The sequence below is a fragment of the Sphingomonas sp. CD22 genome (assembly GCF_034556155.1).
Lineage (GTDB): Bacteria > Pseudomonadota > Alphaproteobacteria > Sphingomonadales > Sphingomonadaceae > Sphingomonas.
The window spans coordinates 98,512-121,648 of the sequence record NZ_JAYDYX010000007.1 but is presented as its reverse complement, the minus strand read 5'-3'; the positions used below and the strand labels follow the sequence as shown (position 1 = coordinate 121,648).

The window sequence follows — 23,137 nt, the reverse complement described above, 5'->3', positions numbered from 1 at the left end:
GGCCACGCGTGTCCATGGGTTCCGGCCTACGCCGGGATGACGAACGGTGGTGCAGCCGCACATTGACATAACCCGTTACAAGCATGACGCTTTTGTCATCTTACGGTCACCGCATCGCTACCACCGCTCCGCTACACCGTAATCCACGGTCGCAGCGGCGATCGGCAGGTTTGTCGAGATCGGTACCCGTCACTCCCGGGGGTGCCGTAGGGGCCGGCGGAAGGGATGCTTTCCGCCGGCCTTTCCTGTAGTGAGGAAGCGTGAGCAAGACACCGTGAGCCGCAAGATCCTGATCGTCGAGGATGACAGCTCGACCGCCGCCTATCTCGCCAAGGGCCTGTCCGAGGGCGGCTATTCCGTCGAATCGGCACGCGACGGCCGCGACGGCCTCTTCCTCGCCAGCGAGGGCATCTTCGATCTCATCATCGCCGACCGCATGCTGCCGGGGCTTGACGGCCTCTCGATGATCAGCGCGATCCGCGCCGCGGGCATCGCGACGCCGGTGCTCGTCCTCTCCGCGCTCGCCGCGGTCGACGATCGCGTCGACGGGCTCAAGGCCGGCGCCGACGATTATCTCTGTAAGCCCTTCTCCTTCGCCGAACTGTCCGCGCGGATCGAGGCTTTGGTCCGCCGCAGCGACCGCGTCGCGACCGAACCGACCAAGACCAAGCTCGCGGTCGGCGATCTCGAGATCGACCTGCTTGCCCGCCACGTCACTCGCGCCGGCCGCAACATCCCGCTCGGCGCGCGCGAATTCAACCTGCTCGAATTCCTCGCCCGCCACGCCGGACAGGTGGTGACGCGGACGATGATGCTCGAAAAGATCTGGAACTACCATTTCGATCCGGGCTCGAACGTCGTCGACGTCCATATCGGTCGCCTGCGTCGCAAGCTCGAAGACGGCTTCGCCTCGCCGATCCTCCACACGGTTCGGGGCGCCGGCTATCGGCTTGCCGCCGATCCGGTCTGATCCGGATTCGCATTTGGTGGTTGGTCGGCTAGGACGGGCCATGCGTCTGTCCGTCACCGCCCGCATCGCCCTGTTGTCGATCGCGCTCGCGCTGATCTCCAATCTGGTGCTCGTCGGGTTCGTCTGGAAACAGACCGATGCCGCGGTGGTCGGCACCGTCCGGCGCGAGACGATCGAGCAATCCGACGCGATGCGTGCGATCTATCGCGCCGACGGCCTCGCCGCGGTCATCGAGGCGATCGAGCACGCCCGCGTCGCCGGCGACACGGCGCTGCTGCTCGCGGTGCTCGACGGCAAGGGCGATCGCATTGCCGGTTATGCTCCCGCCCACGTCGGCATCCCGCTCGTCTCCAGCCAGTTCCGCATCGCCGATTTCGACACCAGCGAGGCGACCAACGACATCGGCTATACGCTGCGCCCGATCGGCGATCACTGGCTGCTGACCGGCCGCCGCCTCGATCTGGTCGAGGCGGAGCGCAACGCGATCGAGGGCGCGCTCGCCGTCGCGGTGCTGCTGTCGCTGATCCTCGGCGTCGGCGCCGGGCTGGTGCTCGCGCGCTACGTCGGCTTGCGCCTCAACCGCATCGCCGCGGTGATCGAGGCGGCGGGGGAGGGCGACCTGTCGCGGCGCGTGCCCGTCGCCCCCGCGCGTCGCGACGCGTTCGACCGGCTCGGCCATCAGCTCAACCTGATGCTCGGCAAGCTCGAACGGCTGATGGTCGAATTGCGCGTCGTCACCGACAGTATGGCGCACGACCTGCGGTCGCCGCTCACCCGGTTGCGCACCAAGACCGAACAGGCGGTGCTGATCGCCGACCCCGCCGCGCGCGAGGCGGCGCTCGGCGGCCTGCTGGTCGAGACCGACCTCGTCATGCGCATGCTGACGATGGTGATCGAGATCAGCCGCTCCGAATCGGTGTCGCGCGACCGTTTCATCCTCGTCGAGCCCGCCGAGCTGGTCGAGGAGATCGCCGAACTCTACGAACCGGTGGCGGAGGAGGCTGGCCTCGACTTCACCGTCGCGATCGATGCCTCCGCCCCGGCGATGCCGCTTCATCGCGAATTGCTCAGCCAGGCGATCACCAACCTGATCGACAATGCACTCAAACATGCCGCCAGCGGGGGCGTGCTGACGTTGCGCCTCGTCTGCCACGCGCAGGAGATCGCGATCCAGGTCGAGGATCGCGGCACCGGCATCGCCGAAGCCGACCGCGCACAGGCGCTCAAACGCTTCGGCCGACTCGACGCGGCGCGGACGACGCCCGGCGCCGGCCTCGGCATGGCGCTGATCGAGGCGGTCGCCCGGCTCCACAATGGCCGGTTCGAACTCGCCGACAACGTCCCGGGCCTCGTCGCGCGCATCGTGCTGCCGGTACATTGACCGCCTAAAGAGGCGGGACCTCTGAAGAGCGCCCGACGTCACGCGCCGCGCACAGGACGTGCTGGCGCCTGCAACCGACGCTCGTCGCATTTCCCGCCCGGCCGACGGTTAACCTCTTGTCAGCCCCGGGCCGATAGGGTGACGGCGCAAGAAGCGGCCGGGGGGCCGCGTCGAACAGGCGGCGTCGCGCCGCGGGGGCTTTGCGCCGGAAACGGCAAGAAGGAGCATTATGCTGGGGTCGATCGTCTTCACGTATGGCATGCTCACGAGCTTCGTGCTGCAGGGCGCAACCCGCAACGCGCGGCTCGCGCGGCCCAATCCGCCGATGCTGCAATATATCGGCTACGTCCTGTGCGGCCTGTCCGCCGGCCTGTCGATCCTTCTGCTGATCATGGCGGTCACGGCCAGGGCGCCCTTCCCGCTGATGTGACGCGCCTCCTGCTGGAAGGGGAGGGGGATCGGATATGGTCGATTGGGTCGTGGCGACGGCTCTTCCATCGCCTTGTGCCGGACGTGATCCGGCATCCTGCTTCTTCCCGCCGATCGAAGAAGCGGGACCCCGGCGCAAGGCCGGGGTGACGAAGCGGGTTTGGCGACACGTCCGATTCCCACGAATGCCCACATGTGCTAGTCCTGCCCTGAAGTAGGAACATCACCCGGAACCGGCTCCCGCTAACCCGCCGGGAACCAGTCGCTTGACACGGCGTTTGCGCCCGCCTACCTGCACTCCTCTCCGAAATACCGGCTTCCGGCGACGCTCGTTTGCGCTCGTCGCGCTTTGCGTAGATGCAAGGTCGTGGAAGGCGGTGTTGGGTCGGAGGATGCGACGAGATGGGGGCGTGCGGCCATGCCGTTCCCCGTGGAGCTAGGAGAAACATTTCATGGCACGTATCGCGGGTGTTAATATCCCGACCAACAAGCGCGTGGTGATCGCGCTGACCTACATCCACGGCATTGGCCTGACCAAGTCCAAGGAAATCATCGCCAAGTTGAACATCGCGCCGGAACGTCGCGTGCAGGACCTGACCGATCAGGAAGTGCTGCAAATCCGCGAGACGATCGACGCCGACCATACGGTCGAGGGCGATCTGCGTCGTGAGACGGCGATGAACATCAAGCGCCTGATGGATCTCGCCTGCTATCGTGGGCTGCGTCACCGCAAGGGCCTGCCGGTCCGCGGCCAGCGCACGCACACCAATGCCCGCACCCGCAAGGGCAAGGCGAAGCCGATCGCAGGCAAGAAGAAGTAATTCGTCCGGGGGGCGAATTACTCCGCCGGAGGCAGGCTCGAGGCCGATTGCCCGGCGATTTCCGTATTAGGGTCAGGATTTCAACCAATGGCACGTGAACCGCAGCGTATTCGCCGTCGCGAACGCAAGAACATCACCGCCGGCGTCGCTCATGTGAACGCCAGCTTCAACAACACCATGATCACCATCACCGACGCGCAAGGCAATGCCATTTCGTGGTCGTCGGCCGGTGCGATGGGCTTCAAGGGCAGCCGCAAGTCGACCCCGTATGCCGCTCAGGTGGCCGCGGAAGACGCCGGCAAGAAGGCCGCCGAGCACGGCGTCCGTACCCTCGAAGTCGAAGTCAAGGGTCCGGGTTCGGGCCGCGAGTCGGCGCTTCGCGCGCTGCAGGCGGTCGGGTTCCAGATCACTTCGATCCGCGACGTCACCTCGATCCCGCACAACGGTGTGCGTCCGTCGAAGCGTCGCCGCGTCTGATCTTCCACGCGCCGGCTGACGAGTCGGCGCGTTTTTCTCCCGGCTGGAGCTGCCCCCGTTCCGGCCCAAATTAGGGGACACCTGTGTCTGTCAATGCAAAGAACTGGCAGGAACTGAAGAAGCCCAACGGCCTTGAGAAAAAGGGCGGCGACGGCAAGCGGAAGGCGACCTTCGTGGCCGAGCCGCTGGAGCGTGGCTTCGGCCTGACGCTCGGCAACGCGCTGCGTCGCGTGCTGCTCTCCTCGCTGCAGGGCGCGGCCGTGACCTCGATCAAGATCGAGAACGTGCTGCACGAATTCTCCAGCCTGGCGGGCGTCCGCGAGGACGTCACCGACATCGTTCTGAACGTCAAGCAGATCGCGATCCGCATGCAGGGCGAGGGGCCGAAGCGCCTCCAGCTCTCGGCGACGGGCCCCGGCGAAGTCAAGGCCGGCGACATCGCCGTGTCCGGCGACATCGAGGTGATGAACCCCGAGCTGGTGCTGTGCCATCTCGACGAAGGCGCGACGCTCAACATGGAGCTGACCGCCGACATCGGGAAGGGCTACGTCCCTGCGACCGCCAACCGTCCGGCCGATGCGCCGATCGGCTTGATCCCGGTCGACGCGCTCTACTCGCCGGTGCGCCAGGTGTCGTACAAGGTCGACCCGACGCGCGTCGGTCAAGACCTCGATTACGACAAGCTGACGCTGACGATCGAGACCGACGGCACCGTTACGCCCGAGGATGCGGTGGCCTATGCTGGTCGTATCCTGCAGGACCAGCTGGCGCTGTTCGTCCACTTCGACGATTCGGCGATCGCCCGTTCGTCCGCTCCGATCGGCCAGGCGGCCGCTCCGGCGGCTGGCGGCGATGCGGCCGGCGATACGCAGCAGATCAATCGTTACCTTCTGAAGAAGGTCGACGAGCTCGAACTGTCGGTGCGTTCGGCGAATTGCCTCAAGAACGACAACATCATCTATATCGGTGATCTCGTCGGCAAGACCGAGGCCGAGATGCTCCGGACCCCGAACTTCGGCCGCAAGTCGTTGAACGAGATCAAGGAAGTCCTCTCGTCCATGGGCCTGCGTCTCGGCATGGAAATCCCGGGCTGGCCGCCCGAGAACATCGAAGAGATGGCGAAGAAGCTCGAGCAGGAAATCATGGGTTGATCGCAGCGGATTAGCGCAAGCTAATCCGCGCCTCGGCGATCAACTCGGCCGACGGGCGGGGAAGCGACGCAGTCGCGATACCGTCCCGTTCGACGTGACCGGTGCGGCTTTGCCGCACCGCCACCCGGCCAGCTTTCTACGACTTTCCACCAAGGGGCCGAAATGGCGGTGGCCCCGTTCTCAACACCGCCTGGTCTGGGGATCTCCGTAAAACGGCCCCTTAACGAACGAAGGAAGTTACCATGCGTCATCGCGTCGGCGGCCGTAAGCTGCAACGTACCTCGGCCCATCGTATTGCGCTGTTCCGCAACATGTCGGCCGCGCTCATCAAGCATGAGCAGATCACCACCACCGTCGCCAAGGCGAAGGAACTGCGCCCCTACGTCGAAAAGCTGATCACGCTGGCCAAGAAGGGCGGCCTGTCGAACCGTCGCCTCGCCCATGCGCGTCTGCTCGACGATGCGCAGCTCGTGAAGCTGTTCGACGTCCTCGCCGCGCGCTACGCCGACCGCAACGGTGGCTACACCCGCATCATCAAGGCCGGCATCCGCGCCTCGGACGCCTCGCCGATGGCGATCATCGAGTTCGTCGACCGCGACGTCTCGGCCAAGGGCCAGGATTCAGGTCCGGTCCAGTCGGACGAGGATTTCGACGAAGCCGCCTGATCGGCATCGTCGACAACGGATCGAGGGGCGTGCTGGCGACGGCGCGCCCCTTTTTCGTGCCATTCACACAAATATCAGGATCGGATATATATAACGAGGCGTCGGAAGGGCGGACTCGAAAGGGCGGCGGTCATGCGTGGCGTCTGGATCGTAACCATGCTGGCAGTGGCCACACCAGCGGTCGCGCGAGAACGGCATTCGCAATACACCGCGATCTGGACGCCATCGTCGGAAATGCTCGAACGCGAGCGCCAACAGCATAGCGTGAGCCCGGTCGGTAGTGCGCTCATCGGCGCGTCTGGCGCGATGATGGCATTGGCGCGGCGGCGAAAACCGCAGTCCTATGCGACCCCACCCATGCTTCGCCGGTGGGATTATGACGTGAATCGCGGCAATGGCAGCGAGGCTTCGCTCACTCCGAACGCGCCTATGTCCCGGCCAACGACATATAGGCCGGCACCGCCGGTCCCGCTCGAGGTCAGGCTGCCCGCGCACTGATCGGCACGGCGGCCGCAAGGAAATCGACTGGCATGGCGCGCCGGCTTTGCTATGCGGGCGGCCATGCAGCATACCGACACCATCCTGATCGTCGACTTCGGCAGCCAGGTGACCCAGCTCATCGCCCGCCGCGTCCGCGAAGCCGGCGTCTATAGCGAGGTCGCCCCCTTCCAGTCCGCCGAGGCGGCGTTCGACCGGCTCAAGCCCGCCGGCATCATCCTCTCGGGCGGCCCAGCCTCGGTGACGCTCGCCACCAGCCCCCGGGCGCCGCAGCGCTTCTTCGAGGCGGGCATCCCGATCCTCGGCATCTGCTACGGCCAGCAGCTGATGAGCGCGCAGCTCGGCGGCAACGTCGTCGTCTCGGGCGACGGTGGCGAGTTCGGCAAGGCCTATGTCGAAGTGAAGGCCCCTTGCGCGTTGTTCGACGGGCTGTGGGCCGAGGGCGAGCGCCATCAGGTCTGGATGAGCCACGGCGACAAGGTCGACGCGATCCCGCCCGGCTTCACCCCGGTCGCGACGTCGGAAGGCGCACCTTATGCGATCGTCGCCGACGAGGCGCGCCGCTTCTACGGCGTGCAGTTCCACCCCGAGGTCGTCCACACGCCGGATGGTGGCAAGCTGATCGCCAATTTCGCCCGCCACGTCTGCGGCCTCGCCGGCGACTGGACGATGGCGGAGTTCCGCGAGGCGAAGATCGCCGAGATCCGCGCGCAGGTGGGCAGCGGCAAGGTGATCTGCGGCCTGTCGGGCGGCGTCGATTCATCGGTCGCCGCCTTGCTGATCCACGAGGCGATCGGCGACCAGCTCACCTGCGTCTTCGTCGACGGCGGCATCCTGCGGGCAGGGGAAGCCGAACAGGTCGTCAGCCTGTTCCGCGGCCATTACAATATCCCGCTCGTCCACGTGGAGGCGCAGGATCTGTTCATGGACGGCCTCGCCGGCGTCACCGACCCCGAGGCGAAGCGCAAGTTCATCGGCAAGACCTTCATCGACGTGTTCGAGGCGGAGGCAAAGAAGATCGGCGGGGCGGCGTTCCTCGCGCAGGGCACGCTCTATCCAGACGTGATCGAAAGCGTCAGCTTCACCGGCGGCCCGTCGGTGACGATCAAGAGCCACCACAATGTCGGCGGGCTGCCCGAGCGGATGAACATGAAGCTGGTCGAGCCGTTGCGCGAGCTGTTCAAGGACGAGGTGCGCGCTTTGGGCCGCGAACTCGGCCTGCCCGACGTCTTCGTCGGTCGCCATCCCTTCCCCGGACCCGGCCTTGCGATCCGCATCCCCGGCGAGGTGACGCGCGAGCGCTGCGACATCCTGCGCAAGGCGGATGCGGTCTATCTCGAGGAGATTCGCAACGCCGGCCTGTACGATGCGATCTGGCAGGCGTTCGCGGTGCTGCTGCCGGTGCGGACCGTCGGCGTGATGGGCGACGGCCGTACCTATGACCATGTGCTGGCGCTGCGTGCGGTGACCTCGACCGACGGCATGACGGCCGAAGTGTTCGATTTCCCCAGCGACTTCCTGCCGCGCGTCGCCACCCGGATCGTCAACGAGGTCAAGGGCGTCAACCGCGTGGTCTACGACTATACGTCGAAGCCGCCCGGCACGATCGAGTGGGAATGACCGGGCGCTGAAACGGCGCGGGCAGCGATGCCCGCGCCGTTCGCGTTCAGAGGCCGACGCGCAGCGACAGCGAGGTGGTGCGGCCGTTGATCGAGCGGGCGCGGACGATGCCGTTGGCGGGGATCGTGCCGTCTTCGGCCTCGGTGAAGCCGCGTACGTCGAACAGATTGTTGGCGTTCAGCGAGAGCAGCAGCCGGTCGGTGCAATGCCATTGCGCGAAGCCGTTGACCTGGGTGAAGCCGGGCAGTCGCAGGTCGCCGACGTCCTGCGCGTAGCTGCTCGTCGTGCCGACGACATTGGCGCCGATGCTGAACCGGTCGACGGTGACCTGCGGCGTCGCCTGGAAGATCAGCGCGGCCTGCCGCCGCGGCGTGCGGCCGACGCTCTGCGGGCTGAGCGCGTCCTCGGTGACTTTGGCATCGGTATAGGTCGCGCCGACGGTGAGATCGAACGGTCCGTAGCCATAGCCGCCGTCGAATTCGAGCCCGTAGGCGCGATATTTGCGGTCGATGAAGGTCTGGCGCGTCGCCTCGAAATTCTGCTCCTCGGTGCCCGCCCAGAAGCCGGTCAGATTGGCGGTGAGGCCGTCGTGGCGATATTTCAGGCCGGCCTCCGCCTGGCGGACATAATCGACGCCGGCATCGCGGTTGGTCAGCGATCCGTCGACGGTGCTGACCTGCGGACCGAACAGCAGGCGGTCGGCGTTGGCGCGGGCGCCGCGGCTATAGCGGGCGAAGACGGCGAAGGGTTCGGACACGCGGAAGTTGATGCCCGCCGAATAGGACAGGTAGTGCCACGTGTAATCGACCGGTGCCGGGCTGGCCAGCGGGATCACCGCCACCCGTCGCTCGGCCGCGGAGAGGGTGTCGTCGCGATCAAAATCGAAGCCCGTCGTGCCGATACGGTTGCCGCCGAGGTCGGCGCCAAAAATCGATCCGCGCGCGCTGCCGTAATCGTAGCGGAGGCTGGCGCCGAGCGCGATCCGGCCGATCTTGTAGTTGAGCGAGCCGAACGGCGCATTGATGCCGTAATCGACGCGGTAGCTGCGCCGGCAGCAGTCGCCGAACCACGCCGCGCCGAAACCGTAATAGCCGTTCTGCGTGACGGCGCGACCGCGGCCGTCGAACACGTCGACCAGGGCCGCGCGTCCGTCGCCGCGCACGTCCATCAGCGTAGAGGTCCACAGCCAGTCGGTGTCGATCGTCTGGCGCGCGGCGTAGAAGCCGGCGGTGGTGGTCAGGTCGCCCTTGCCGATATGGTCGACGCGGCTGACGCGCAGATCGTTGGTGACGTTGTTGAGGCTGTTGAGCTTGGTGTCGAACACGACGACGCGGGCGAGCAGGCCGTTGCCGTTGAGGCCCAACGGGTTGGTGATCGTCTGGCCGGCGGCCGGGCCGGTGGCGTAGCGCAGCGTCGCGCCGGTGCCGCCGAGGTCGGTCGCGGTCGCCGCCGCGCCGTCGACCGCCGACGGAAAGTTCGAAATATACCGGCCCGAAATGTCAGCGTACCGGAAGCGTTCGGTCAGCGTCCAGCCCGACAGATCGGCCTGGGTCTCGAAACCGATCGCCTTGACCACCGGATGCTGGCCGTCGCGCAGGTCGTCGACGACCGGGTTGTTATGGCCGTCGAGTGTGACGTTGCTGGTGATATAGCGCGAGAGCAGCGCATCGTGCGCGATCGAGAAGCCGGGGACATCCTCGTAATGCGGATTGGCGTCGCTGCCGGTGACGCGCACCGGATTGGGCAGATAACCCGCCGACCGGTCGTCGAGCAGCTTGCCGTACAGGCGGACGTAGCCGCCGGCGAAGGTCTTGGTGACGTTGAGCTTGATCTGGCCGCCCTTGGTGCCGTCGTAGCCGACGCGGCGCGGTCCTTCGCCCTGATGGTAGAAGCCGCCGACCTGGAAGCGGGTGCCCTCGGCGACCGTGCCGCCGTAGGTGAAATCGACGCGATGCTCGTTATAGTCGAGCCCGGTCGTCGCCTGGATGGCGCCGCCGGTCACCTCGCCGGTCTTGGAGATCAGGTTGACGACGCCCCCGGGCGAGTTGGACGAGAAGGTCGAGGCGGACCCGCCGCGGATCGCCTCGATTGAGGCGAGGTTGAGGTCGGCGCGCAGGAAGATGTCGGCATTGCCGCAGGTGATGTCGCCGAATTCGAGGACGGGCAGGCCGTCCTCCTGCAATTGCAGGAACTTGGCGCCGCCGGTCGCGATCGGCAGGCCGCGGATCGAGATGTTGGCATTGCCGTCGCCACCCGAGCTTTCCGACCGGATGCCGGGGATGTTGCGGAAGATCTCGGCGGTCGAGCGCGGCGCGATCTTGAGGATCTCGGTCTCGTGCAGCGAGCTGGTCGAGATCGCGCTGTCGAGCCGGTCGCGGCCGCGTGCGACCGCGGTGACGATGATGTCGCTATTGCCCCTGTGCGCATCCGTCTTGTCGGCCGCGACGGTGCCGGCTTTGGCCGGCTCTTCCTGCGCACTGGCCGCCTGCGGCAGGAAATTCGCCAAGGAAATCATCGTCAAGCTTAGGCGCGCAAGAAACACGAGGTCCTCCATTTTGTACGAGTATATGGAGGCATCTTAGGGAATAATTCGAAATAGCGGCCCGCGCGCGCGAAATTCTTAAAAGCATGTAAAGCGTTCGTAACATGACTATGGTGAGAACAAGCTGCCGCTATACTGGCGCGTCGCGCAAATGACTGCACCAGCATGCCATTTTATCGGCGGCAACGGTCTACAGGGTGCGACGTGGTGCCTCGGGCGGGTGACGGCAGCTTTGCGGTGATCCGCCAGAGTAGCGCCCGCTCCGCGCGGAGGACGGCGGGCGTGCGCGAGATCGTTCACCGGCATATCGTCGCCCGCCTCATCCATCCGAACGAACGAGCTTGATATCGCGATCGGCGGCCCAGCCATGTACGTCCTCGCGGCGCAGTGCCGTGGCCATCAGTTCGGGAAACTGGTCGGGCGTGCAGGCGAACACGGGAATGCCCAGCGATGCCACCCGCGCCGAAAGATGCGGATCATAGGACGGCCGCCCCGTATCGGTGAGCGCAAGCAGGACGATGACGTTGACGCCCGACACCGTTATCCGTGCAAGCCGGTCGACCAGCGCTTCGGCATCGCCGCCTTCGTAAAGGTCGGTGATGAGCAATAGATGCGCCTTGCCGGGCCGTTCGATCCGGTCCTCGCAATAGGCGACCGCCCGGTTGATGTCGGTACCTCCGCCGAGTTGGACGCCGAACAGGACCTCGACTGGATCGGTCAGTTCCTCGGTCAGATCGACGATCGCGGTGTCGAAGCAGACGAGCTTGGTGGCGATCACCGGCAGCGACGCCATCACGGCCGCGAAGATCGAGGCATAGACCACCGAACTGGCCATCGATCCTGACTGGTCGACGCACAGGATCACCTCGTCCAGATCGACGATGCGCCGTTGCTGGCGCATGAAGCCGATCAGGCGTTCGGGGACCACCGTGCGATGCTCGGGCTGATAATGACCGAGATTGGCGCGAATGGTGCGCGGCCAGTCGATGTCGGCGAAACGCGGGCGACTGGTCCGGCGCGACCGATCGAGCGCGCCGCGGATCGCATCCGCCACGCGCGCCTCCAATCGTGCCAGCAATGCCGCGACGACCTTCGCGATCACGACGCGCGCCGTCTCCTTCGTCTTTTCCGGCATGACCCCGCGCAGGGCGATCAGATCGGCGACGAGGCCCACGTCCGCCTCGACCGTCGCCAGGAACTCCGGCTCCAACAGCATCTGGCGCAAGCCCTTGCGGTCGAACGCATCCTTCTGGATCACCTGGACGACCGGCGCGGGGAAGAATTCGCGGATGTCGCCCAGCCATCTGGCGACGCGCGGCGCCGATCCGCCGAGGCCGCCGCGTCCCTTCTTCCCCTCTTCACCGTCGCCATAGAGCGCGGAGAGCGCTGTCGACATGCGGCGATCGCGGTCGGACAGCGGGACGCCTTCTCCGTCGGCACCTTCGGCCCCCAAAGCGAGCGTCCAGCGCCGTCCGCGTTGATCCTCATCCATCGCCGCCCCCCGTCATCAGCGCGATCACGCGGGCTTCGTGCGCGGGCCAGATCGCGGCGGCACCCGGCAACAGCCGATAGCCGCGTGCTCCGTCACCGGACCGCCCGAGCGCCGCGTCCATCAACCGGCGGCGCTCGTTGCGGTCGAGGGCGGAAAAGACCCTGCGGAACAGCGGCAGGTTGGCGACGAACGCCTCTTCGTCCAGCGCCGACAGCCAGGCATCGACGGCCTCGCGCAACGCGGTGTCATGGATCAGCCGCTGTCCCGCGCCTTCCAGAAAGCCTTCAAAATAACCGGCAGCCTCGCCGACCGGCGTTCCCGGCGACAGCATCCGGGCGAGCAAAGCGGCGGCTTCGTCGGCGGACAGTTCCTCCGCCTCGTAGAGCAGGCGCGCGGCAGACCCGGCGATCAGGCGCGTCGTCTGCTCGTCGTCGAACAGCTTGCGCAAACCCTCGTGCCAGGTCGCGATCACGTCCGGCGCCAGCTCTGCCAGCTGGATCGCCCCTTCTGCCGCCAGGATCACGCCACGCAACGCCCCGGCCGCGTCGGCATCCAGGTTCCGCGCGGCATAAGGGAAGGCCAGCGCCGCCTGCACCACGATCCGCGGCATCAGCCCGGCGAGATGCTCGACCGTTCCGCTGCGCGCCTCGCCATAGCGGAGGATATCGGCCATCGGCGGGAGCGCAGCGAGCAGCGCCTGGCAGTCGCTGGTAAGGGCAGCCCGGTCTTCGAGCCGGGCGATACCGGTTCGGGTCGCGCGTGGCAGGTCGGCGATCATGGCACGGCGCACCAGCTCTGCCAGCGCGCCGAGCTCGGTCTCCACCCGCATCGCGTCACGCAGCCGCCCATCGGCCGCTTCCGCGATGGTCGACCCATGAACGAGGTTCTCGACCAACCGGACGGCGAATTCGGGCTGCCACGCCAACACCCAATTCTCGCGGAACGTGCCCCGACTGCGCCCGACATCGGCCAGACGACCCCATGGCACGTCGAGTGCGTCGAGCCGGTGAAGCAGCGTCGAGCGCGCCAGTCCGCTGTCGCTGCGCAGGTCCAGCGTCAACGCACGTTCCAGTGCTTCGGGTTTCAGCCGCATGGCCTTCTGCTGGCGTTGGAGATCCTCCAGCAGTGGCGCCAGCGGCGTGTCGGCAGGGATCACCCCAACCGCAGACCCGATCAGCAGTTCGGCGGCGATATCGTCCCATATCGCGCGTTCGCCCAGGCACAGGCAGGCGATCGCCGCATCGCGCAATTCCTCGAAGCCGGGATGTGGCCGCTCGCGCAAGGCAGCCAGCGCATGTCCCAGCCGCTGCGCTTCGATCACCGATGCCGTCGAGACGAAATGACCGCATTCGCGCATCGTCCGCGCGATGCGGGCGAGCCAGATCGTATCGCGGTCGGTGGCGTGGCGCGTGTCCCACAGATGCGCAAACCACCCCGGTGCGACGACTCCCGCGCCATAGCCGCTCGCACGGGCGAGACGGGGCGCGGTCCAGGGTGCCCAGGTCGCTTTCGTCTTTGTCTTGGGGCGTCCCTTCAGCAAGGCACGATCGGCGGACAGGCTTGGCCCGGCGGCGAGGGCGGGGACGTGCCACGCGCCGCACACCACGGCGACCGGGCCATCGCTCTCCTTGGCGGCGCGTGCGATCTCGATCCGCATATGCGCCTCGCGCGCCGCCTCGCGCGCGGAGGGGGGACAGGCTTCGCCGCGCAGCGCGGTCATCGCATCGGCCACCGCGGCGAACACCGGCGTCGAGGCGGGGTTCTCCTCGATGACGTCGGCCCACCAGGATTCGCCATCGTCATAACCCGCCGCCATGGCCAGCGTGCCGATCGGATCGCGGGCGATCGGATCGTCGTCGGCAACGACCTCCAGCGCCTCGTCGTCCGCGGTGCTCCGCTCGCCCTGCCGCTCGCCCAGCCGGTCTGAGGCGGGCAGGTCGATGAAGCGCACCGCTGCGCCATGCGCCACCGCCCAGCGCACCGCCTGATATTCGGGAGAATAGTCCGCAAAGGGGAAGAAGCTGGCATCCGCGGGATCGTCCTCGGCATAGGTCAGCAGCGCCACCGGCGTCGCCATCGCCGGATCGGCGAGCATCGGCAGCAGGTGCGAGGCATCCGCCGGTCCCTCGATCAGCACCATCGCCGGCTGTAGCGCGTCGAGCGCCTCCACCAGCCGGCGCGCCGAACCGGGGCCGTGGTGGCGAATGCCGAACAGCGATACCGCGGCCGCCATCGCGTCAGATCAGCCCGGTCAGCGAGGCGTAATAGCCCTCGAACCCGCGTCGCTTCTTGAGCACGGTTTCCAGATATTCGCCCAGCACCGCTTTGTCTTGCACGGGGTCCTTCACCACCGCGCCGATGATGTTGGCGGCCAGCATGTCGGGTGTGAGCTGCCCGTCGTTGAAGAACGTCGCCTGGCTGATGCCGCCGATCATCACACCGATCGCCTCGGCGGTCGAGAGCCCGCCCGAGGGGGATTTGAGCGCGACCTTTCCGTCCTCGGTCGCGCCGGAGCGCAATTCGCGGAAGATCGCGACGACCCGCGCCACTTCCTCGGCAACGTTCTTCGGCGCGGGCAAGTCAAGACTGTGCGCCATCTCGCCGACACGCTTGACGATGATCGCCACTTCCTCGTCGGCATCGGCCGGCAGCGGCAGGACGACGACGTTGAAGCGCCGCTTGAGCGCGGAACTCAGTTCGTTGACGCCCTTGTCGCGATTGTTGGCGGTGGCGATGATGTTGAACCCGCGTTGCGCATAGACCGCGCCGTTCAACTCGGGGATCGGCATCATCTTTTCTGACAGGACGGTGATCAGCGTGTCCTGCACGTCCGATCCCATGCGGGTCAGCTCCTCCATACGGCACAGCTTGCCCGTTTCCATCGCGCGCATCAGCGGGGTCGGGACCAGCGCCTCGCGACTCGGCCCGTGGGCGAGCAGTTGCGCATAGTTCCAGCCATAGCGGACCTGGTTCTCGTCGGTGCCGGCGGTGCACTGGATCACCATAGTCGAATCGCCCGTGATGGCGGCAGACAGATGCTCGGACACCCACGATTTGGCGGTGCCGGGCACGCCGAGCAGCAGCAGCGCCCGATCGGTGGCGAGCGTCGCCGCCGCCGTCTCGATCAGCCTCCGGTCGCCGACATATTTGGGCGTGATCGCGGTGCCGTCGGGTGCGGTGCCGCCCATCAGATAGGTCACGACGCGCTTCGGCGACAGCGCCCAGCCGGATGGGCGGCGGTCGACATCGCTCACCGCGAGCGCGGCGAGCTCACCGGCATAGATGGCCTCGGCGGGCAGGCGCAGCTTCTCGCTCATTCGGTCGGTCTCCTGTTTTCGAGTGCGGCATTGAGCCGCAGCATGTCGAGCCGCGGATCGGAGGCGATCAGCCCCGCCGCCGCCAGCTGGTCGAGGGCCTGGCGGGCAGCGCTGCGCGAGGCGATCAGGCCGAGCACCAGCAAGTCGTCCGCTCGATCCCCGGACCGCACATCCTCCGCCTTCAGCGCGTCGAGCAACGCCCTGCCGGCGGGCGTCAGGATCGCATCGTCGATCCCGCCGTCGCCGCCGGCGATCGACAGCACCGTCGCAAAGCTGGCGTTCGGCGCGTCCAACAGGCGCGTCGCGACCTGACGGCGGCGCGACGGAGACAGACGGGGTAGAAGCTGGACCAGTATGTGGCTGTCGATCGACCTGCCGGTGGTGGGCGCGTCCGCTATCGCGTCGAGGATCGCATCGCTGGCGGAGCGGGCTGCCATGGCCGCCAATTGGTAGTCGCCGGCGATATCCTGACCCCAGGGCCACGCGGCAACCAGTTCCGTCGAGGCGAGACCAAGCGCCTGCGCAAGCCGGTCGAAGGCAAGCGCCTGGAACAAGGTGTCGCGGCGATGGCGCTGGGCGGTGGTCTTCGCCGCCTGCGGCACGATTACGCGGGTGCGGCGCAACAGCCCTATGGTCTGGACGGAGTAGAAGGCGGCGAGTTCCGCGGCATCCTCATCGTCGCGCCCGCCATAGCCCAGGCGCGCCAGCAGCGCGGTGGCCAGCGCCTTGACGCGCGGCGCCCGATCGCCGGTCAGCCCTTCCAGCAGCGGCCGATCGGCATCAGACAGCCCCGTCGCCAGCATGTCGAGCAGGCGCAGGCGACGGTCGGCGGGTTCACCGGCGATCTTGTCCGCCAGCATGATGCTTGCCTGTGCGGGGTGCCGCCGTCGCAAGGCGGCGAATGCGGCATGCCGGGCGGCGGGGGGAAAGTCGTCCCAAGTGTCGGCGCTCAGCGCGTCAGGGGCCGCCGATGGCGATCCCGATGCGGCGGCCCAGTCCTGCCACGCCGCATACATCTCCGGCACTGCCGAATCACCACCGGGCATCCAGTCGCCAGGGTGCAGCGTCCAGCCGCGCGCATCGATGAAATCGAGCAGATGCCGTCGCGTCTGCGCGTCGCGCATTTGCTGGAGCAGGCGCCGCACGCGAGGCCGGAGGGCGTCGGGAAGCGGCGGCTGGGCCAGCGCCGGAATGTCGCCACGGGAACGAACCTCGCCCGTCGGCTGCGGAACCGCGAGCGTGCCGAGCAAGTGGCCGGACAGCGCCAATAGCCGCAGTTCCGCTTCACGCGCATCGCTGCCCAGCGCATCGCGCCAGGCAACGGGGGCATGAGAGGCCGCGCTGCCGCCCATGGTCCAGCGCGTCAGCACCGGGCCGAGCGCGTCGAGGATCGCGTCAGCCATGACCGATACGCCCCCATGCCGTCTGCATGGCCAGCAGCTCCAGCCGGTTGCCCGACCATAAGGCGGCGGTGCTGATAAGGTCGGTTCCGGTGGCCAGCCCTTCGACATCGCCCGCCAGCGGCAAGAGAGCGGCCCGCTCACGCGGTTGCCACCATGATGCGCCCGCCCGATCGAAAGCGATGCGTCCCGGCGGAAGCAGGACGGGCCGTTCGGGGGCCCATGGCTCGGCGAGCAAAGGTGCGGTCAGCGCCTCCTCCAGCGATTCGCCAGTCGGCGGCCAGTCGAGCGGGGGTCCGTCGACGAGCGCCGCTTCCCGCTGGATCAGCAAGGCGCGCAGCGGCATTCGTGCCGGATAGAAGATGAGTTCGCCGACGAATTGTTCGCCCGACCGGAACGCGGAGTTGCGCCGCCCGGCGCTGGCCGGGAAGAAATCGAGCAGCATCGCAAAGCGCGGCCCCGCGGTCAGGTTCAGCAGCCAGGTCGTCTGCGACACCAATCCGTCGCGGCGCGTGCGAACGCGCTCCGCGAGCACTTCCCAGGCGGCACTCACGCGCGGCGCCGCCGGATCGGCGAGCAGCGTCTCGCGATTTTCGACCGAGGCGACCGCGCGGCGTATTTCGGGGTCGCGCGGGTCGCCCCGGAAGGCACGGACGAGCAAGACCAGTCGTGCCAGTTCCACCGTCGCGCCGCGGACCCTGTCGCCGCTCGGCAAAGCCAGCAATCGCGCGGGCATCTCATCGACATGGCCCGCCAGGGCGGCGGCCTTGCCATCGACCAACCGCGCGCCGATCCTGCGACAGCGCGCGGTCACATCATCGACGAAACCGCCGAGCCCCAGGCGAAGCTGATCGCTGACCCATTGCTCCAGCGCGTCCAGTGCGTCCAGGATCAGGCGCTCGGTGTCTTCAGCCCGTTTCGCGCTGGCCGCGTCGCGTCGCGCCACAGCCTTGGCATCGTCGACCGGCTCGGCTTCGGCGGACCGGGCAGCGTGCAGATCCTTGTCCGCGTTCGGCTTTGTCGAAATGGGCGCAATACCGGCCGGGCGTCGACGCGCCAGCCATTCGCCCAGCCATTCCGGTGCCTCCGAAACGGCGAAAGGAACGATCGCCTCCGCCCTCAGCCAGAACAGTGCAAGGGCATGTTTGCACGGGAATTTGCGCGAAGGGCAGCTACACTTGCTGCCCATGTCGCGCAGGTCGGCCATCACCCGATAGGGATTGGCTCCGGACCCCGCGCATTCGCCCCAGATCAGCGCCCCGTCATCGCTGATGCCGACTCCCGACCATTTTCCGGGCTTCGCGAGTCCGGCGGCGGCCTTGAGCGATGCCTGGTCGGTGGCGAGATTTTCCACCACCGCTAAATCGATCGCCACGCAGCCCCCGAACCACCGTCCCCGATCCGATGATATGGGCCGATAAGAAAAGTTCAACTCGCTTCGCGTCCTTCAGGACAGATAAGCGTCGGGACATTTGGCAAGGTCATGAAATCAAAGGGCGCGGTATGACTATAATTATCTCTGCCACTATTTGCGGTTCGCACACGATGGAAGCAGGCGGCGCAGCAAAACATGGGCGAAGCAAAGTCGGTACCCGTATTTGCTCCAAGCATGGAATAGGGAGCGGCCGAAGATCAGCGTCTTACGGCGATTGGCGCGCCCGGCTGGATTCGAACCAGCGACCACAAGCTTAGAAGGCTCGTGCTCTATCCATCTGAGCTACGGGCGCGCGCGGCAGACCGATTAGCGCGGTTTGCGCGGGACGGGAACCGCCATATAGTGCGCCGCCATGGGCGAGCGGAGCGAACGGGCGATCGATGCCGCGGCGATGCGCGGGCAGGCGTTCCGCTATTACGACTTCGTGATGGCGGCGTTCGTCGCGATCCTGTTGCTCTCCAACGTGATCGGCGCGGGCAAGGTGGCGCAGATCGTGCTGCCCGGGATCGGGCCGTGGCCGTTCGGCGCGGGCATCCTGTTCTTTCCGGTAAGCTACGTCATCGGCGACGTGCTGACCGAGGTCTATGGCTATGCGCGGGCACGGCGGGTGATCTGGGCGGGCACCGCCGCGGTGGTGTTCATGGCGTTCATGAGCTGGGTGGTCGTCGCGCTGCCGCCGGCGCCGAGCTGGGGCAACCAGGCCGCCTATGCAACGATCTTCGGCCAGGTGCCGCGGATCGTGCTGGCGAGCGTCTGCGCCTTCTGGGCGGGCGAGTTCGTCAATTCCTACGTCATGGCGCGGATGAAGGTGCGCACCGCGGGCAGGCATCTGTGGATGCGGACGATCGGGTCGACGGTGCTTGGCGAGGGGGTGGACAGCCTGATCTTCTATCCGCTCGCCTTCCTCGGCGCGGCGGGGTTCACGCCGGCGCTGGTGGTGACGGTGATGCTGACGCAATGGGCGCTGAAGGTGGCGTGGGAGGTGATCCTGACGCCCGTCACCTATGTCGTCGTCGCGGCGCTGAAGCGCGCCGAGGGGGTCGACGTGTTCGACCGGGCGACCGACTTCACGCCGTTCAGGACTGGGGTGTGACGGCGCGCCTGTCGGTAGACATGGACAACATGGACACCTTAACGGAAACGATCCACTCCTATCGTTTCCGTTTTGGGGGTGATGGATCGACGATGCGAAAGAGCCGTCGGCAGCAATAGCAGGTGGGGGGCGTGTAGGACAGGCGATCGGGGCGATCGGCGGTAAGGTGCGGAGTGCGGGCGTGATTCCCGGAGTGCCTATTCCTCCCCCGCATGGGGAGGATGGGGTGGGAGCGTCGTAACAAAGCTTCCGCCCCGTCCTCCCCCTCCGTCACCGCTTCGCGGCGCCACCTCCCCCTGGCGGGAGGAATTGCGGGAATTCGCGATCCGCGTCGGCTGTCGCGCTTACGCTCCGATCGTCTCCAGCACGCCTTCGAACAGGCGCAGGCCGTCGGTGCCGCCGTGGGCGGTTTCGATCTTGCGTTCGGGATGGGGCATCATGCCGAGCACGTTGCCCGCGGCGTTGAGCACGCCGGCGATGTCGCGCGCCGAGCCGTTGACCGATTCGCCGTAGCGGAAGGCGACGCGGCCTTCGCCTTCGAGCCGGTCGAGCGTGTCGGCGTCGGCGAAATAATTGCCGTCGTGGTGGGCGACGGGGACGCGGATCGTCTCGTTCGCGTCATAGCGGCTGGTGAACGCCGATTGCGCATTGGCCACGGTGAGCGCGACGTCACGGCAGACGAAGTCGAGCCCGGCGTTGCGCATGAGCGCGCCGGGCAGCAGCCCCGCCTCGGTCAGGACCTGGAAGCCGTTGCACACGCCGAGCACGGGCAGGCCGCGGCCCGCCTGCTCGACGATCGCGCGCATGATCGGCGAGCGTGCCGCGATCGCGCCCGAGCGCAGGTAATCGCCGTAGGAGAAGCCGCCGGGTACCGCGACGAGGCCGACGCCGTCGGGCAGTTCGCTGTCGCCGTGCCAGACCATCGCCGGCTTGCTGCCGGTCACCTGTTCCAGCGCCACCGCGAGATCGCGGTCGCAATTGGAGCCCGGAAAGACGACGACCGCGGTTTTCATGTCAGACGCGCTCCACGCGGAAATTCTCGATGACGGTGTTGGCGAGCAACTGGCGGCACATGCCGTCGATCGAGTCGTCGGTCGTCGAATCGGCGACCTCGAGCTCGAACATCTTGCCGGCGCGGACGTCCTCGACGCCTTCGAAGCCGAGGCTGCCGAGCGCGTGGTGGATGGCGCGGCCCTGCGGGTCGAGCACGCCGGGCTTCAACGTCACGAAGATACGCAGCTTCATCTTACTTACCCCGGCGCTTGCGATGGCTGTCGAGGTCGAGCACGGCGCCGTCCTCGCCCTCGGGCATCAGGCCGAGGCGACGTGCGACCTCCTGATAGGCCTCCGCCTCGCCGCCGAGATCGCGGCGGAAGCGGTCCTTGTCCATCTTCTCGTTGGTGTCCATGTCCCACAGGCGGCAGCCGTCGGGGCTGATCTCGTCGGCGAGGATGATCCGGCCGAAATCATTGTCCCAGATGCGGCCGAATTCGAGCTTGAAGTCGACCAGCCGGATGCCGACGCCGGCGAACAAGCCGCTGAGGAAGTCGTTCACGCGGATCGCGAGGTCGGCGATGTCGTGCATCTCCTCCTGGCTCGCCCAGCCGAAGGCGGCGATATGCTCGTCGGTGATCATCGGATCGCCGAGCGCATCGTCCTTGTAATAATATTCGATGATCGTGCGCGGGAGCTTGACGCCCTCCTCGATCCCGAGCCGCTTCGACAGCGAGCCGGCGGCGACGTTGCGCACGACGACCTCGATCGGCACGATCTCGACCTGGCGGATCAACTGTTCGCGCATGTTGAGCCGGCGGATGAAATGCGTCGGCACGCCGATCGCGTCGAGCATCGTGAAGATATGCTCGGAAATCCGGTTGTTGAGCACGCCCTTGCCGTTGATCGTGCCCTTCTTCTGGGCGTTGAACGCGGTGGCGTCGTCCTTGAAATATTGGATCAGCGTGCCCGGCTCGGGACCCTCGTACAGGATCTTGGCCTTGCCTTCGTAGATCTGGCGGCGCCGAGCCATGCGCGTGTCCCCTGAAATAGAGCAGCCCCGGCGGCGCGAAGGATCGCGGGCCGGGGCCGGAATGGTCGCGCCTATAGGGGAAGGGGGGCGGGGGTGCAATCGGGGGGTGCGGATAGCGACAGGCGTGGCGGATTGCGTTCCGCCAGACCGCGTCTACATTACGGTTATGGTTTCCGGGCGCATCAATTCCCCTGCTTCGATCCGCATCGCCTCCGATGTGGTCCGCGCCTTCGGCGGGAGTTGGGAGGCGGTCGAGCGGGCGTCCACGGTCGATGCGGATGGCGTCCATGTCATCCGGCGCAGCGATATCGAGCGTGCGCGGCGCGGCGAGACGGTCGACCGCCGCTAATCGAACGATCGCGCGATGGGCCTGACGCTGATCGCGATATTGACGGCGGCGTTGCTGCTACCGGGGATCGTTGCGGCGAAGGCGTTTTTCCAAGCCGCGCAGACGAGCGAAGTCGAACCCGCCGTCCCGCCGTTGTCGAGTATCGACGGCATCGCGCTCGTCGGTCAGTTCACCGTCGCGGTGCATGCTCTGTACGCATTGGCGTTGAGATCCGCCCTGGCAATCGGAGCGCCCGGCTGGATGGCGGGGTGGCCGATTGCCGATCCGTATATTGCATTCGCGGCGCCGCGAGCCAGCGTCGATACTGCCGTGTCCCTGTTGCTCGGTTTGGTCGGACTCTGTCTGGTCGCATGGCCGGTCGGGCGGATCGCCGGCTGGTGGATGATGCGAAAGGCGGACAAGACGCTCTTTTACGGGCCGATGGCGGAGGTGTTCGCGAAGACCGGCAGCGATCGTGACTTCATCCTTGCCTATGTGGTGTCGAAGATCGAGCGGGACGGAACGCTCATCGGCTATCAGGGAACGGTCGTCAGCTTGTTGCGCGATGCGGACCGGTTCCCGGTCAAGGTCGTGCTCAAGAGCGTTTCGGTGTTCAGGCTGGTGGTGTCGGAAGACCGCCCGATGCGACGCGACGCGGGCGAGACGATTGACTGGATCGCGCTCTCCGCCGAGCAGTGGCACAATATCGCGTTCAAGGTTTTCAGAATCGTCGACGATGGGGGGAATATGGGGGATGAGCAGACGATCGACGCGGGCTGAAACGTGCGTGGTTCTTGGTCTGCTCGCCATCGCCACGCCCACGCCCGCGGCGGCGCAGCAGCAGGATGCGCAGCTGTGGACGCAGATCAACACCAACGTGCCGCTGACCGACGAGGTGCGCGTTACGCTGGAGCAGATCGCGCGGTTCAGTGATCGGCAGGACGGATTGTACCAGACCGAATTCGGCGCGCTGCTCGGGGTCAAGGCAACCAAGGGCATTGAACTCGGCTTCGGCTATCGCAAGGTCGGCGCGCATAACGGCAACAGCGCCGCCGACGAGGATCGCATCCGCCAGCAGGTGGTGGCGACGTTCGGCGGCTTCACCTCGCGCTTCCGCGTCGACGAACGGTTCAACCCGGGCGGGCGGGAGATCGGGGTCCGCATCCGGCCGCTGCTGCGCTACAACAAGCGGCTGGGGACAGGAAGATGGGCGCTGTTCGTCAGCCACGAAAGCTTCTTCCTGCCCAACAGCACGCGCTGGGGACAGCGCAGCGGTTACGAGCGGATGCGCAACATCGTCGGCTTCGTCGTGCCGATCGGGCGGCTGATGACGGCGGACGTGGGCTATCTCAACCAGTTCCGTCCCGGACGCAGCGCGACGCGGGCGCAGATGGATCATGCGCTCAATCTACAGTTGACGATCAACCTGCAAGGGCAGGTGTTCCCGCATCTCAACGACTGACGGCGTCGGCGGGAGGTGTCCCGCGGTGGC

Annotated in this window: 21 protein-coding genes and 1 tRNA gene; 12 read left to right on the top strand and 10 right to left on the bottom strand. The window is 66.8% G+C overall.

Annotation, left to right across the window (positions count from 1 at the left end; translation table 11 throughout):
- Positions 1-274 precede the first annotated feature (274 nt).
- The 8 genes from SFC76_RS14515 to guaA all read left to right on the top strand — a co-directional run bounded on the left by SFC76_RS14515 (position 275) and on the right by guaA (position 8,012).
- Positions 275-970 carry a response regulator transcription factor gene (locus SFC76_RS14515; RefSeq protein ID WP_322850146.1) on the top strand — a complete coding sequence of 232 codons (696 nt, stop codon included), beginning with the start codon at positions 275-277 and terminating at the stop codon, positions 968-970.
- A gap of 40 nt (positions 971-1,010) precedes the next feature.
- Positions 1,011-2,351, top strand: coding sequence for a sensor histidine kinase (locus tag SFC76_RS14510; protein WP_322850145.1), 1,341 nt, complete (start codon positions 1,011-1,013; stop codon positions 2,349-2,351).
- 229 nt (positions 2,352-2,580) lie between these two features.
- Positions 2,581-2,781, top strand: a complete 201-nt coding sequence (locus SFC76_RS14505; RefSeq protein WP_322850144.1) for a hypothetical protein — start codon at positions 2,581-2,583, stop codon at positions 2,779-2,781.
- Between the two features lie 451 nt (positions 2,782-3,232).
- Positions 3,233-3,601, top strand: coding sequence for a 30S ribosomal protein S13 (gene rpsM, locus SFC76_RS14500; protein WP_038663341.1), 369 nt, complete (start codon positions 3,233-3,235; stop codon positions 3,599-3,601).
- An 87-nt stretch (positions 3,602-3,688) separates the two neighbouring features.
- Positions 3,689-4,078 (top strand): 30S ribosomal protein S11, encoded by a 390-nt coding sequence (gene rpsK, locus SFC76_RS14495; protein ID WP_037534130.1) that lies wholly within the window; start codon positions 3,689-3,691, stop codon positions 4,076-4,078.
- An 83-nt stretch (positions 4,079-4,161) separates the two neighbouring features.
- A complete protein-coding gene (locus SFC76_RS14490) occupies positions 4,162-5,229 on the top strand; it encodes a DNA-directed RNA polymerase subunit alpha (RefSeq protein WP_322850143.1) in 1,068 nt (355 codons plus the stop codon).
- A 242-nt stretch (positions 5,230-5,471) separates the two neighbouring features.
- A complete protein-coding gene (gene rplQ / locus SFC76_RS14485; protein WP_322850142.1) occupies positions 5,472-5,894 on the top strand; it encodes a 50S ribosomal protein L17 in 423 nt (140 codons plus the stop codon).
- A gap of 561 nt (positions 5,895-6,455) precedes the next feature.
- Positions 6,456-8,012, top strand: coding sequence for a glutamine-hydrolyzing GMP synthase (gene guaA, locus SFC76_RS14480; protein ID WP_322850141.1), 1,557 nt, complete (start codon positions 6,456-6,458; stop codon positions 8,010-8,012).
- A 46-nt stretch (positions 8,013-8,058) separates the two neighbouring features.
- On the opposite strand, the gene SFC76_RS14475 is transcribed toward guaA, so the two are convergent.
- The 7 genes from SFC76_RS14475 to SFC76_RS14445 all read right to left on the bottom strand — a co-directional run bounded on the left by SFC76_RS14475 (position 8,059) and on the right by SFC76_RS14445 (position 18,490).
- Positions 8,059-10,527: a TonB-dependent receptor gene (locus SFC76_RS14475; RefSeq protein ID WP_322850140.1), complete on the bottom strand. Its 2,469-nt coding sequence runs from the start codon at positions 10,525-10,527 to the stop codon at positions 8,059-8,061.
- 346 nt (positions 10,528-10,873) lie between these two features.
- Positions 10,874-11,950 carry a VWA domain-containing protein gene (locus SFC76_RS14470; RefSeq protein WP_322850139.1) on the bottom strand — a complete coding sequence of 359 codons (1,077 nt, stop codon included), beginning with the start codon at positions 11,948-11,950 and terminating at the stop codon, positions 10,874-10,876.
- An 88-nt stretch (positions 11,951-12,038) separates the two neighbouring features.
- Entirely contained in the window at positions 12,039-14,279 is a 2,241-nt protein-coding gene (locus SFC76_RS14465) for a DUF5682 family protein (RefSeq protein WP_322850138.1), read from the bottom strand.
- 4 nt (positions 14,280-14,283) lie between these two features.
- Positions 14,284-15,363: an AAA family ATPase gene (locus tag SFC76_RS14460; protein ID WP_322850137.1), complete on the bottom strand. Its 1,080-nt coding sequence runs from the start codon at positions 15,361-15,363 to the stop codon at positions 14,284-14,286.
- The gene (locus SFC76_RS14455; protein ID WP_322850136.1) at positions 15,360-16,766 is read right to left on the bottom strand and encodes a DUF5691 domain-containing protein; all 1,407 of its coding nucleotides are present in this window, start codon (positions 16,764-16,766) and stop codon (positions 15,360-15,362) included. Before SFC76_RS14455 ends, SFC76_RS14460 begins: the two co-directional genes overlap by 4 nt.
- A complete protein-coding gene (locus SFC76_RS14450) occupies positions 16,759-18,138 on the bottom strand; it encodes an SWIM zinc finger family protein (protein ID WP_322850135.1) in 1,380 nt (459 codons plus the stop codon). The genes SFC76_RS14455 and SFC76_RS14450 overlap by 8 nt, the downstream gene beginning before the upstream one ends.
- Before the next feature lie 275 nt (positions 18,139-18,413).
- Positions 18,414-18,490: transfer RNA gene (locus SFC76_RS14445), tRNA-Arg, on the bottom strand.
- A 60-nt stretch (positions 18,491-18,550) separates the two neighbouring features.
- Between SFC76_RS14445 and SFC76_RS14440 the strand changes: the two genes are divergently transcribed.
- On the top strand, positions 18,551-19,291 hold the full coding sequence (locus SFC76_RS14440) for a queuosine precursor transporter (protein ID WP_322850134.1): 741 nt from the start codon (positions 18,551-18,553) through the stop codon (positions 19,289-19,291).
- A 344-nt stretch (positions 19,292-19,635) separates the two neighbouring features.
- On the opposite strand, the gene purQ is transcribed toward SFC76_RS14440, so the two are convergent.
- From purQ to purC, 3 genes are read right to left on the bottom strand one after another with little or no spacing between them, the layout of a single operon-like run.
- The gene (gene purQ, locus SFC76_RS14435) at positions 19,636-20,304 is read right to left on the bottom strand and encodes a phosphoribosylformylglycinamidine synthase subunit PurQ (protein WP_322850133.1); all 669 of its coding nucleotides are present in this window, start codon (positions 20,302-20,304) and stop codon (positions 19,636-19,638) included.
- A 1-nt stretch (position 20,305) separates the two neighbouring features.
- On the bottom strand, positions 20,306-20,536 hold the full coding sequence (gene purS, locus SFC76_RS14430; RefSeq protein ID WP_322850132.1) for a phosphoribosylformylglycinamidine synthase subunit PurS: 231 nt from the start codon (positions 20,534-20,536) through the stop codon (positions 20,306-20,308).
- Position 20,537: 1 nt separating this feature from the next.
- Positions 20,538-21,317, bottom strand: coding sequence for a phosphoribosylaminoimidazolesuccinocarboxamide synthase (purC, locus tag SFC76_RS14425; RefSeq protein WP_038663332.1), 780 nt, complete (start codon positions 21,315-21,317; stop codon positions 20,538-20,540).
- A gap of 166 nt (positions 21,318-21,483) precedes the next feature.
- Between purC and SFC76_RS14420 the strand changes: the two genes are divergently transcribed.
- From SFC76_RS14420 to SFC76_RS14410, 3 genes are read left to right on the top strand one after another with little or no spacing between them, the layout of a single operon-like run.
- Positions 21,484-21,666, top strand: coding sequence for a hypothetical protein (locus tag SFC76_RS14420; protein ID WP_322850131.1), 183 nt, complete (start codon positions 21,484-21,486; stop codon positions 21,664-21,666).
- 15 nt (positions 21,667-21,681) lie between these two features.
- On the top strand, positions 21,682-22,425 hold the full coding sequence (locus SFC76_RS14415; protein ID WP_322850130.1) for a hypothetical protein: 744 nt from the start codon (positions 21,682-21,684) through the stop codon (positions 22,423-22,425).
- A gap of 7 nt (positions 22,426-22,432) precedes the next feature.
- On the top strand, positions 22,433-23,107 hold the full coding sequence (locus SFC76_RS14410) for a DUF2490 domain-containing protein (RefSeq protein WP_322850129.1): 675 nt from the start codon (positions 22,433-22,435) through the stop codon (positions 23,105-23,107).
- Positions 23,108-23,137: the final 30 nt, after the last annotated feature.

What these genes read in the sequence shown, in the direction of transcription:
- SFC76_RS14510 (WP_322850145.1), top strand. Translation starts at nt 1,011, where the DNA reads ATGCGTCTGTCCGTCACCGCCCGCATCGCCCTGTTGTCGATCGCGCTC.
- SFC76_RS14505 (WP_322850144.1), top strand. Translation starts at nt 2,581, where the DNA reads ATGCTGGGGTCGATCGTCTTCACGTATGGCATGCTCACGAGCTTCGTG.
- rpsM (WP_038663341.1), top strand. Translation starts at nt 3,233, where the DNA reads ATGGCACGTATCGCGGGTGTTAATATCCCGACCAACAAGCGCGTGGTG.
- rpsK (WP_037534130.1), top strand. Translation starts at nt 3,689, where the DNA reads ATGGCACGTGAACCGCAGCGTATTCGCCGTCGCGAACGCAAGAACATC.
- rplQ (WP_322850142.1), top strand. Translation starts at nt 5,472, where the DNA reads ATGCGTCATCGCGTCGGCGGCCGTAAGCTGCAACGTACCTCGGCCCAT.
- guaA (WP_322850141.1), top strand. Translation starts at nt 6,456, where the DNA reads ATGCAGCATACCGACACCATCCTGATCGTCGACTTCGGCAGCCAGGTG.
- SFC76_RS14475 (WP_322850140.1), bottom strand. Translation starts at nt 10,527, where the DNA reads ATGATTTCCTTGGCGAATTTCCTGCCGCAGGCGGCCAGTGCGCAGGAA.
- SFC76_RS14470 (WP_322850139.1), bottom strand. Translation starts at nt 11,950, where the DNA reads ATGTCGACAGCGCTCTCCGCGCTCTATGGCGACGGTGAAGAGGGGAAG.
- SFC76_RS14465 (WP_322850138.1), bottom strand. Translation starts at nt 14,279, where the DNA reads ATGGCGGCCGCGGTATCGCTGTTCGGCATTCGCCACCACGGCCCCGGT.
- SFC76_RS14460 (WP_322850137.1), bottom strand. Translation starts at nt 15,363, where the DNA reads ATGAGCGAGAAGCTGCGCCTGCCCGCCGAGGCCATCTATGCCGGTGAG.
- SFC76_RS14455 (WP_322850136.1), bottom strand. Translation starts at nt 16,766, where the DNA reads ATGGCTGACGCGATCCTCGACGCGCTCGGCCCGGTGCTGACGCGCTGG.
- SFC76_RS14440 (WP_322850134.1), top strand. Translation starts at nt 18,551, where the DNA reads ATGGGCGAGCGGAGCGAACGGGCGATCGATGCCGCGGCGATGCGCGGG.
- purQ (WP_322850133.1), bottom strand. Translation starts at nt 20,304, where the DNA reads ATGAAAACCGCGGTCGTCGTCTTTCCGGGCTCCAATTGCGACCGCGAT.
- purS (WP_322850132.1), bottom strand. Translation starts at nt 20,536, where the DNA reads ATGAAGCTGCGTATCTTCGTGACGTTGAAGCCCGGCGTGCTCGACCCG.
- purC (WP_038663332.1), bottom strand. Translation starts at nt 21,317, where the DNA reads ATGGCTCGGCGCCGCCAGATCTACGAAGGCAAGGCCAAGATCCTGTAC.
- SFC76_RS14420 (WP_322850131.1), top strand. Translation starts at nt 21,484, where the DNA reads ATGGTTTCCGGGCGCATCAATTCCCCTGCTTCGATCCGCATCGCCTCC.
- SFC76_RS14415 (WP_322850130.1), top strand. Translation starts at nt 21,682, where the DNA reads ATGGGCCTGACGCTGATCGCGATATTGACGGCGGCGTTGCTGCTACCG.